This is a genomic window from Rhodococcus sp. NPDC059234, from assembly GCF_042754225.1.
In the GTDB taxonomy this organism is placed as follows: domain Bacteria; phylum Actinomycetota; class Actinomycetes; order Mycobacteriales; family Mycobacteriaceae; genus Rhodococcus_G.
In genome coordinates this window covers 19151-29628 of record NZ_JBHZAH010000059.1, presented here as the reverse complement: position 1 = coordinate 29628, position 10478 = coordinate 19151, and the positions used below count along the sequence as shown (strand labels likewise).

The following is a 10478-nucleotide window of genomic DNA, read 5'->3' as shown; positions in this document are numbered from 1 at the left end:
GCCGGGCGGGGGTTCGGGTCAAACCTGTTTCAGCGCAACACGTCCCGACGGACGATGGTCTCGTCGCGGCCCGGTCCCACGCCGATGCAGGAGATGAACGCACCGGACAGTTCCTCGAGCCGAAGCACGTAGTTCTGCGCGTTGACCGGCAACTCCTCGAAGGTGCGGCAGTGCGAGATGTCCTCCCACCAACCCGGCATCTCTTCGTAGATCGGCTTCGCGTGGTGAATCTCGGTCTGCGACATGGGCATTTCTTCGTAGCGCACACCGTCGACCTCGTACGCGACACAGATCGGCACGGTGTCGAGACTGCTCAGCACGTCGAGCTTGGTGAGGAAGTAGTCGGTGATGCCGTTGACTCGCGTTGCGTAGCGGGCGATGACGGCGTCGAACCAGCCGGTGCGGCGCGCGCGACCGGTGGTGACGCCGACCTCGCCGCCCTGCTTGGCCAGGTACTCGCCGTGGCTGTCGAACAGCTCGGTCGGGAACGGGCCCGAGCCGACGCGAGTGGTGTACGCCTTGAGGATGCCCAGCACCGTGGTGATCTTGGTGGGACCGATACCCGAGCCGACCGCCGCGCCACCGGAAGTGGGGTTGGAGGAGGTCACGTACGGGTAGGTGCCGTGGTCGACGTCGAGCAGAGTGCCCTGGGAACCCTCGAGCAGCACCGTCTCGCCGCGCTCGAGCGCCCGGTTGAGTTCGAGGCGGGTGTCGGCGATCCGGTGCTTGAAGCCCTCCGCCTGGCCGAGCACCTCGTCGACGACCTGCTGGGCGTCGAGCGCCTTGCGGTTGTAGATCTTGACCAGGACCTGGTTCTTGTACTCCAGGGCGGCCTCGACCTTCTGGGTGAGGATCTTCTCGTCCAGGACGTCCGCGACCCGGACGCCGACGCGGGCGATCTTGTCCTGGTAGCAGGGCCCGATTCCGCGCCCGGTGGTGCCGATCTTCCGGGCGCCGAGGAACCGTTCGGTGACCTTGTCGATGGCCACGTGGTACGGCATGATCAGGTGCGCGTCGGCCGAGAGCAGCAGCCCACTGGTGTCGACTCCGCGGTCCTCGAGGCCGGCGAGCTCGGTGAGCAGCACACCCGGATCGACGACGACGCCGTTGCCGATCACGTTGGTGACGCCCGGCGTGAGGATGCCCGACGGGATCAGGTGCAGAGCGAACTTGTCGCCGTTCGGCAGGACGACGGTGTGACCCGCGTTGTTGCCACCCTGGTATCGCACCACCCACTGCAGGCTTCCGCCCAGTAGATCGGTAGCTTTGCCCTTGCCCTCGTCGCCCCACTGGGCTCCGATCAGGACGATTGCCGGCATGACGTTGACTCCTACGGTTGACGGGCATCTGTGCATGTCTCAGCGCAGAGGCCAGCCGTCCGCAGACAGTGGCCGAAAGGACAGTTTAGTCCAGTGCCGCCTCGGCACCGGCGCTCGCATCACCGAGCGCGTCGAAACGCCGCCGCGCCGTGCCACCGCTACGCCGCGCGGTGCGCGTGCACCCACGGTGCCGGGCTGACCTGGACCTCGAGTCCGGACCGGTCTGCCGCCGAGCGAATCACACAGGTCGGCGGGCCCCACACGGCCCCGTTCACCTGCAGGTAGATCGGCCGGTCGGGGTCCCCGCCGAGCAGGTAGCTCAGTCCTCGACTCATCCGGAACTGACTCATCGCATGTGCGCCGATCCGCTGCGGAGGCTCGTCCGACCCCACTCGGTCGGCCGACTCCGCCGGGTCCAGCAGCAACTCCTCGTTGGTTGCGTTGACCACGGTGACCGTCACGGTTGTCATCGGATTCACCCCAGCCCGTCGATCGGATCAACTCACCCGTATCACGAACGCCTTCCGAGCCCGGTTCACCCATCGTGCCTTCCCCGACAAGCACGGCCCGCGTTCGCTTCCCTCACCGCGCGGCCCCTTCTCGGCCGCTCCGGCTACCTCCATTCTAGTTCGTGACGGGCCCGAACGCCGGATCCGATCCGGGACCGAACCCTCTCCGCCCTGACGTCGGTCGGTGTGCCAAACATGTTCGCGGACCGACTATTCCGCGACCAGAGCGAACCCGGGCCGGATCTCGCCGCCCGGTTCCGCGGGTACGAATCCCGCGACCACCACACCGGCCCCCGGCCGCACCTGGCCCTCCGCGCGATACGAACCGTCGTCCACCCGATGCGGCTGCACGGTCTCGGACCCGCCGACGAGCGAGAGCATGTTGAACCACACCAGCCGGACCGGTCCGTGTGGCGCTTCCGCGGGCAGGTCCGCGGTGAAGGTCATCAGGTCGGGGTGCGCCGCCGACCGCCCGACGTCCGCGTGCAGGGGCCGCTCACCGAACGCCGGCGGCACCTGGAACGGGTGCACGTGCCGGGCCGACGGCGTGGACATGTGGCCGATCCCGGCCTCGAGCAGGTCCTGGGCGGCGCGCAGATCCCTCGATCCCTCGACAACGCCTTCGCGTCGCAGCTCGGACACCACCGAGGTCAGGCCCGATCGACAGAAGCGAGTGATGCGCGTGGACGTGGGCGACATCGTCCGTGGGCGTTCCGTTGTCAGCATGGTGGCCTCCGGCCGGTAGCTGCGGGGTGCCTACCCAGATTACGACCGTCCGGTCGACGGCACACCCGTATTCGACCGTATCGTCGGCCCGGACCACCGGAGCGGAGCCGGCGGGGCTAAGCATCCCACCGGGGCGGAGCCGGCGGAGCTACCATCCCACCGGAGCGGAGCCGGCGGAGCGACCATTCCACCGACATCCTTCCGGGAGCGAACCCTTGACCATGATCGTGCTCGCCTGCGGAGGCGCTGCGGTGCCCGCACGGCTGGCGTCGCTGCCCGTCGTGACCGCTCCGGCGCTGCCCGCCAAACCGGACTTCGACGCGCTGCGGCCCCGGCTCGACGAGGCCACCGAGACACCTCGACTGGTGGTCGTCGGCGACGACGGCGCCCTCGCCGCGATGCTGACCCGACTGATGCGATCCGAGCGCCTGCACGTCGAGCTCGCGTACGTCGCGCCCACGCGAACCGCCGCGACCCGGCTGCACGGACTGGCCGTCGGCGATCGGGCCGCCGAGCGTGCGCTGCGCGGCAGTCCCGTCGAGCTGCCCCTGATCCGCGACGACGTGGGCACCGCGCTGGTCGCCGAGGCCACGGTCACCGGGCCTGAGGGCGGCGAGCTGGTCGGCGAGGCGTACGTCGACTCCGTCCGGCTGTTCTCCGGCACCGTCCGATCGCTGCGGATCGCCCCCACCCACGAGCAGCCGGGTCTCCGCGCGACCGCGAACCGCGGCTGGGGCCTACGCCCCGCCCGGTGGACGCCGGGCCGGGCCATCCAGCTCGGTTCCGTCGGCGCGGTGGTCACCCGGGACGGCGTCACCACCGCACGCGCGGTCAAGCGGTCGAGCTTCTACCGCGACACCCGGCCGTGGCTGCTGGTTCGCTGAGCGCCGGGTCCTCGCGCGCTCGGTGATACTGGGGTCATGACCTTCCTCCCCGGCGCCCGGACCAGTCGGGCCGCGGTTCGGCCGAGCCCGGTGTTCTTCGGCGTGCTCGCCGTCGCGATCGCCGGCGGCGCGCTGGCCTGGCAGTCCGCGCCTCGGTCGACGGCGGCGACGGTCGGGGTGTTCCTGCTCGTCGTCGCGGGCTGGATCGTCACGGTGTGCCTGCACGAGTTCGGGCACGCCTTCACCGCCTGGCGGTACGGCGACCACGAGGTGGCGGCGCGCGGCTACCTCACCCTCAACCCCCTCAAGTACAGCCACCCGCTGCTCTCGATCGGCCTGCCGGTGCTGTTCATCGCCCTCGGCGGCATCGGCCTTCCCGGCGGCGCGGTGTACCTGCGGACCGACCTGCTGCCCGCGCGGGCGGCCCGGCGGATCTCGCTGGCAGGTCCCGCCGTGAACGCGGTCACCGCGGTGGTGCTGCTGCTGACGATCCGGGCGTTCGGCGACTCCGCCTCCCACCCGGCGTTCTGGTACGGCCTGAGCTTCCTGGCCTTCCTCCAGGTGATGGCGACGGTCCTGAACCTGATCCCGGTGCCGGGGCTGGACGGCTACGCCGCGCTCGAGCCGTCGCTGTCGGCGAAGACCCGGCGGGCACTGGACCAGTTCAAGGGCCTCGGGATGCTGTTTCTGATCGCCCTGCTCTTCGTGCCGTCGATCAACCGCGCCTTCTTCGACGCGGTCTACTGGCTGTTCGGCCTGTCCGGGGTGCCGGAGGTGTGGCCGATGTACGGCAACTACCTGATGCGTTTCTGGCTCTGACGTCGACGGCGCACGTCTCGGTCCGGGGTGTGCCGGACCGGCCGGACGGCGGACAATGGGACGGGACTCGACTTCCCGAACAGACGAGGTGGCGGTCATGTCACTCGAATCCAACAAGGCCCTGATCCGGAACTTCTACCGTGCGATCGACGCCGGCGACGCCGAGGCCCTCGACGAACTCGTCGACGAGAACTACCTCGACCATTCGCCACCGCCGTTCCCGGGGCTCGACGCACCCGGCCGGCAGGGCCTGAAGCAGGCTTTCCGGCTGTTCTGGGACGCCACCCCCGGACACCACGCCGTGCAGGATCAGGTGGCCGAGGGCGACAAGGTGGTCACCCGACTGCTCTGCAGCGGAACCCACACCGGCGACCTCCCCGGGATTCCCGCGACCGGCAACGCCATGGAGATGACCGCGACCGTCGTGCACCGCATCCGGGACGGCCGGATCGTCGAGAAGTGGTCGGACAAGGACGTTCTCGCGATGCTCCAGCAGCTGGGTGTCGTGCCGGTCACACCCCCGTGACCGGCACGGCGCCGGGCCACCACCCTGCTCGGCGCCATGGATCGACACGGTGCCCGCTTCGGCCTGCAGGCCGTGTGCGACGCTGGCGGCATGGCGAATGCGACGGCGATCGAGCGGCTGTCGTGACCTCCACGGAGGTCGCGGGCCGCCGGGTCACCTTCGCGGGCCGGGACGGTGTCGTGCTGGGCGGGCATCTGTTCGATCCGGCCGCCGTCGTCCCGGACGCGCCGGTGGTCATCGTCAACTGCGCCACCGGCGTGCTCGCCCGCTACTACCACCGGTACGCGCGGTTCCTCGCCGAGCTCGGTTCGCCGGTGCTCACCTACGACTACCGCGGCATCGGCGACTCTCGGCCGGTCTCCCTGCGCGGCGCCGCGATCCCGTGGCGGTCATGGGGCGAGCTGGACTTCGACGCGGCAATCGCGTTCGCGCTGGCGCAGCAGCCGAACCGCCCGCTCGCGGTCGTCGGGCACAGCATCGGGGGTTTCCTGGTCGGGCTGGCTCCCGCCGCCGCGCAGGTGGACCGGATGTTCACCGTCGGCGCGCAGTACGCGTACTGGCGCGACTACGCACGGGGGAGCCGCCTCCGCCTGCTCGCGAAGTGGCACCTCGCCATGCCCGCCCTGACCGCGGCGTACGGCTACTTCCCCGGACGCCGTCTCGGGTGGCTCGAGGACCTGCCCGCGGGCGTCGCCTACGAGTGGACGTTCCGCCGCGCCGCGATGGAGTCGAGCTACCCGCGGGCCGACCGGGCCGAGATCCGGCGGCGGTTCGCCGCCGTGCGGGCCCCGATCCTCGCGGTGGCGACGACCGACGACGAGTTCGGCACCCCCGCCGCACTCGACCGCACCCTCGGCTACTACCGGGGCAGCGAGCGCGCGCGGGTGGAACTGGAACCGAAACTGCTGGGTCACGAGGAGATCGGGCACTTCGGCCTGTTCCATGCCCGGCACCGGGACGGGTTCTGGCGCGACACCGCCGAATGGCTGCACCGCGGCACCCATCCGTGGACCGTCGCGCGGTGTCACCCCGCGGCCCGGTGACACCGCATCGGGTTCAGCCGAGCCGGGTGACCCAGCCGTGCAGTTCGTCGGTGCGCAGCGCCGCGGCGTGCCGCTTGCGCAGCGCCTCGCAGACCGGGCCGGGTACCCCTGCCCCGACGACCCGCCCGTCGACCTCCGTGACCGGGGCGACTCCCGCGGACGTGCCGGTGACGAACACCTCGTCGGCGATGTAGAGCTCGGTGAGGTCCACGGTGCGCTCGACCACTGGGATGCCGTCCTCGGCCGCGAGCGTGAGCAGGGTCCGACGGTTGATGCCGTCGAGGATGTCGCAGGAGACGTCCGGTGTGATCAGGGTGCCGCCGCGGACCAGGAAGATGTTGGCGGCGCTGAGCTCGCACACGTGCCCGTTGCCGTCGAGGAAGATCGCGTCGTCGTAGCCGGCATCGATGGCGTCCTGCTTGGCGAGCACCGAGTTCACGTAGGCACCGTTCACCTTGGCGCGGGACGGGATCGCGTTGTCGGGAATGCGGCGCCACGTGCTGGTCTTGAGCCGCATGCCGTCCTGCGGGACGATCGGCACCGCGTCGTAGACGAACATGCTCACGGTGGTGTGGCAGCCCCGTACCCGGGTGCCGGCGATCGACTCGTCGACGTGCACGGTCGCCCGGACGAACACGTCCTCGGTCGGGTCGTTCGCGGCGACGAGTTCGGTTGCCACCGCGACGAATCGGTCGTGGTCCCAGTCGTCGGCGAACCGGTCCATCCCGATGATCTTGCAGGACTCCACCATTCGCTGGAAGTGGTCCGCGAGCCGGAACGCGGTGCGGTCGCCGCCGCCGACGTGCACCGGGAACACCGTGTACACGCTCAGTCCGTACAGCACCGCCGAGGTCGCGACCCCGAGGGTCGCGGCCTCGGCGTCGACGATCCGGTCTCCGAAATACACCTGGGGATAGGGGGTTGCCATGGCCGGAAATGCTAAACGAGCACCGACACGGCGCGAAAGCGATTTCGGATGCGGAGGGTCCCACCGGTTCCCGATCCCTCCCGGCAAACTGTGCGCATGCTGCATCTGCGAATCCTGTCGCCCACCGACCTCACCGACGAGGCAGTGCGCATCCTCGAGGAGGAACCGGGGGTCAGTGGCCTCGTGGTGCTGCGGGGTTCGGTGGTGCGCCCGCCCGGCGACCTCGTCGTCGCCGACATCGCCCGGGAAGCGGTGAACGACGTCGTCGAGCAGCTGCGCGCCACCGGCCTGCACCACCGGGGCAGCATCGAGCTCGACCCGGTGCACGCGTGGCTCTCGCGCAGCGGATTCGACGCGGAACTGCACACCCCGGGCAGCAGCGCGGACACCGTCGTGTGGGCGGAGGTCGCCCAACGCTCCTACGAGGACACCGAACTCAACTGGACCTACCTCAGTTTCATGAGCATGGCCACGCTGCTGGCCGGGATCGCCATCGTGATCGACTCGCAGATCCTCACCATCGGCGCGATGGTGCTCGGCCCGGAGTTCGGCGCGATCGCCGCGCTGGGTGTCGCGTTGGTCCGGCGCCGGTACGTGCTGCTGACGCTTGCGATCCGCACGCTGGTCGTCGGGTTCGTGGTCGCGATCGCGATCACGGCGGCGGCGGCGGTGGCCGGCCGGATTCTGGGCTGGGTCACGATCGACGACATCACCGGCTCGCGTCCGGGTACCGAGTTCATCTACACCCCCGACAGGTGGTCGTTCATCGTGGCGGTGATCGCCGCGGCGGCCGGGGTGCTGTCGCTGACCTCGTCGAAACTCGGCGGCCTGTCCGGGGTCTTCATCTCGGTGACCACCGTGCCCGCCGCGGGCAACATCGCGTTGGGCATCGTGTTCGGCGTCGGTGACGTGATCTGGGGCAGCACACTGCAGTTGGCGCTGAACCTGTCGGGAATGGCCCTGGCCGGCTGGGCGACGCTGGCGTTCCAGCAGGCGGTGTGGTCGAGGGTGTCGGTGCGCCGATCCCGGGCGCTCGATCGGCTCCGCCGCATGATCTGATCTCGCGCGTCCACGAGATCGGCACCGGCGAACACCCCGGACAGTCCGCGGCGCCCCCTGGTGAACGGGACGGTCAGCACCGCGGCCGTCAGCCACGGCAGCACCAGGACGGGCGCGACGAGCGACAGGATCGCGCCGACGACGGGCACGGTCGCCGCCCAGCCGATCCGGGAGCCGGCCCGCGGGCCGTCCGGCCACCGCGGGCTCAGCCAGACCGCACGCTGTCCGATCGAGGCCCCCGACCCCACCAGCCCGGGCACGACCACGGCCGCCAGCGCGGCCAGCATCGCCGTCGTCCGGATCGCGGGAGTGTCCGCCGCCGACCCGAGCACCATGACGCCGGCCCGCATCAGCACCGTCGCCGTGACGAACACCGCCACGAACACGACCGCGTCGACGGCCATGCCGACCCAGCGCCGCCACGCGGTGACCGGGCGTGGCAGGGGACGCCCGGCCAGCAGCCGACCCCGGCCCGGCACGATCCGCTGCGCCAGCCCGGCCAGCATCACACCGACGACCGCACCGGCCCCGTTGAGCATCACGTCGTTGACGTCGGCCACGCGGTAGGCGCACGGGAACACGCCCCACACCGCGGTGTACTGGGTCAGTTCGATCAGCACCGACACCGCGACGGCACCGCCCACCGTCGCCGTGCGCGAGCGCTCGAACAGCACTCGCCCGAACACCCCGAACGGAACGAAGAGCACGACGTTGAGCACGACCTGCATCACCGCGGCACTGGTCAGCATCCCGATCGCGCTCGATCCCGCGGTCTCGCGACCGATGTCGCCGACGAATGCGAACGGGCGCAGCACCGGCTCGGTGACCGCGTACAGCTCGCACCACCGCGCCGTGAGCGACGGCAGCGGGAACATGGTGAACGCCACCACGGCTGCCGAGTAGACGAGGAATGCGGTCACCAGCGCCGACCGAACCGGCGAGGGCCTGCCGTACCGCCGGTACTGCCAGATCAACACGGGCAGTGCCAGCGCCGCGGCTGCGGCCAGCCCGACGAGCACGGAGTACAACACCTGTTCACGCATGCCTTCAGTCCACCAACTGTGCGGCCGCGAAACATCCACTCAGCGAGCGAGATCCGGCCCGGCCGCGTCATACCCGGGGATGACTCGGGTGCGCCGCGGAGTGCCGCCGGCCACCTGTCGGGTCATCTCGCGCCTCGGGTGTTTCGCACCGCCATCGCCTCCCCCACCCTCCGCAGTCCGTCGCGGAGCGTGTCGGGCGAGAGCACCTCGACACCCCCGCCGAGGGCCGTCAGCTGATGCAGCGCAACCTCTTCCGACTCCAGCATCAGGTCCACCTCGACCCAGCCGTCCACGCCTGCGGGTCCCGGAGTCACCCGCGCCGCCTCCGTGCCGACCGCCGCCGGGAGCGCACGCCAGGCCACCGGCGACAGCCGGACCCGGCACCGGTACCGCAGCAGCGACCGGTCGAACGCCGCCGACGATTCCGCCCACCAGGCGGCGAGGTCGAAGCCCTCGGGTCGCCGCGTGGGCTCGCCGAGGACCTCGACCCGTCGAATCCGGGAGACACGAAAGGACAGGATCGAACCCCGGTGCGCGGCAACGAGGTACCAGACCCCCGCCTTCGCCACCAGCCCGAGCGGGTCGAGCGTGCGGGTGGCCTCGCGCGCGCCGCTCCGGTAGCCCATCCGCAGCCGCCGGTCGCCGAGCACCGCCCGCGCCACCGCCGGGAGGTGCGGGTGCTGTGAGGGTCGAGCGAACCAGCCCGGCGCGTCCACGTGCAGCCGACTGCGCCACAGCTGGGCGCCGGCGCGCAGCGGCAGCGGCATGGCACCGAGGAGTTTGGCCTCCGCGGCCGCGGTCTGATCGCCGAGGCCCAACTGCTCGGCGAGCCCGGGGACGCCGAGCAGCATGAGCGCGGACGTCTCGACCCCGGTCATCCCGCTGAGCTTGGACTGCCAGCCGTCGAGGAGCCGGATGCCGCCGCCGGGGCCGCTCTCGGTCCACAGCGGCACTCCCGCGGCCTGCAGGGCCGCGACGTCGCGGTACACGGTGCGCACCGAGACCCCGAGTTGCGCGGCGAGGCGGTCGGCGGTGGTGCCGGGCCCGCCCTGCAGCCGCAACATGAGGTCGAGCAGTCGACTGGAACGCACGCCGCCGAGCCTACGAGAAATCCCTGACAGGAGATGTCAGGGATACCGGGGCACACTGGTCGGCATGACGGCATGGCAGCAGTTCTCCGACGAGTCCCCCACACTGGCCCAGGCGGTCGAGGCGCGACTGACGGCGCACAAACACCACGTGCTCGCGACCCTGCGGGCGGACGGTTCGCCGCGGGTCAGCGGCACCGAGGTGGAGATCTTCGAGGGGGCGCTCCTGCTCGGCTCGATGCCGGGTGCGCGGAAGGTCCGCGATCTGCAGCGGGATCCGAGGTTCGCCCTGCACTCGAATCCCGGCCACCACACGATGGACGGCGGCGACGCCAAGCTCACCGGCCGGGCACGACAACTGGTGGGTGACGAGCTGGCCCGGGTGATCGCGCACTACCCCGAGCCCCTCCGCGACGCCGACGTGTTCGAACTGGATCTCGAGGAAGCGGTGCTGACGTCGCTCGACGGCGAGAGGATGCACGTCGACCTGTGGCGGCCGGGCCGGGCGGTCGAACGCTTCACCAAGTAGCCCGC

11 protein-coding genes and 1 pseudogene are annotated in these 10478 nt (G+C 70.8%); 6 read left to right on the top strand and 6 right to left on the bottom strand.

The annotated features are described in order from the left end of the window. Positions 1-29: 29 nt before the first annotated feature. From ACFXGJ_RS14245 to ACFXGJ_RS14235, 3 genes are all read right to left on the bottom strand, one after another. A complete protein-coding gene (locus ACFXGJ_RS14245; protein WP_378620734.1) occupies positions 30-1319 on the bottom strand; it encodes an adenylosuccinate synthase in 1290 nt (429 codons plus the stop codon). 158 nt (positions 1320-1477) lie between these two features. Next, positions 1478-1789, bottom strand: a complete 312-nt coding sequence (locus tag ACFXGJ_RS14240; protein WP_378620732.1) for a hypothetical protein — start codon at positions 1787-1789, stop codon at positions 1478-1480. A gap of 249 nt (positions 1790-2038) precedes the next feature. Then, entirely contained in the window at positions 2039-2473 is a 435-nt protein-coding gene (locus tag ACFXGJ_RS14235) for a hypothetical protein (RefSeq protein WP_378620730.1), read from the bottom strand. Between the two features lie 302 nt (positions 2474-2775). Here ACFXGJ_RS14235 and ACFXGJ_RS14230 point away from each other — a divergent pair, with 302 nt between their 5' ends. The 4 genes from ACFXGJ_RS14230 (at position 2776) to ACFXGJ_RS14215 (ending at position 5826) form a co-directional block, all read left to right on the top strand. Continuing rightward, positions 2776-3438, top strand: coding sequence for a hypothetical protein (locus tag ACFXGJ_RS14230; RefSeq protein WP_378620742.1), 663 nt, complete (start codon positions 2776-2778; stop codon positions 3436-3438). A 36-nt stretch (positions 3439-3474) separates the two neighbouring features. After that, positions 3475-4257, top strand: coding sequence for a site-2 protease family protein (locus ACFXGJ_RS14225; RefSeq protein ID WP_378620728.1), 783 nt, complete (start codon positions 3475-3477; stop codon positions 4255-4257). 97 nt (positions 4258-4354) lie between these two features. Then, complete coding sequence (locus ACFXGJ_RS14220; protein WP_378620726.1) at positions 4355-4783, top strand: ester cyclase; 429 nt, start codon at positions 4355-4357, stop codon at positions 4781-4783. A 122-nt stretch (positions 4784-4905) separates the two neighbouring features. Then, the gene (locus ACFXGJ_RS14215) at positions 4906-5826 is read left to right on the top strand and encodes an alpha/beta fold hydrolase (RefSeq protein WP_378620725.1); all 921 of its coding nucleotides are present in this window, start codon (positions 4906-4908) and stop codon (positions 5824-5826) included. Between the two features lie 13 nt (positions 5827-5839). Here the strand turns inward: ACFXGJ_RS14215 and ACFXGJ_RS14210 are convergent, their stop codons facing one another. After that, complete coding sequence (locus ACFXGJ_RS14210) at positions 5840-6754, bottom strand: aminotransferase class IV (protein WP_378620723.1); 915 nt, start codon at positions 6752-6754, stop codon at positions 5840-5842. 96 nt (positions 6755-6850) lie between these two features. Here ACFXGJ_RS14210 and ACFXGJ_RS14205 point away from each other — a divergent pair, with 96 nt between their 5' ends. Beyond that, the gene (locus ACFXGJ_RS14205) at positions 6851-7813 is read left to right on the top strand and encodes a DUF389 domain-containing protein (protein ID WP_378620721.1); all 963 of its coding nucleotides are present in this window, start codon (positions 6851-6853) and stop codon (positions 7811-7813) included. A gap of 503 nt (positions 7814-8316) precedes the next feature. On the opposite strand, the pseudogene ACFXGJ_RS14200 reads toward ACFXGJ_RS14205, so the two are convergent. Then, positions 8317-8856, bottom strand: a pseudogene (locus ACFXGJ_RS14200) (VanZ family protein); the annotation flags it as partial. 122 nt (positions 8857-8978) lie between these two features. After that, complete coding sequence (locus ACFXGJ_RS14195; RefSeq protein ID WP_378620719.1) at positions 8979-9947, bottom strand: helix-turn-helix transcriptional regulator; 969 nt, start codon at positions 9945-9947, stop codon at positions 8979-8981. Positions 9948-10011: 64 nt separating this feature from the next. Here ACFXGJ_RS14195 and ACFXGJ_RS14190 point away from each other — a divergent pair, with 64 nt between their 5' ends. Beyond that, positions 10012-10473 (top strand): pyridoxamine 5'-phosphate oxidase family protein, encoded by a 462-nt coding sequence (locus ACFXGJ_RS14190; RefSeq protein WP_378620717.1) that lies wholly within the window; start codon positions 10012-10014, stop codon positions 10471-10473. The last annotated feature ends 5 nt before the right edge of the window (positions 10474-10478 follow it).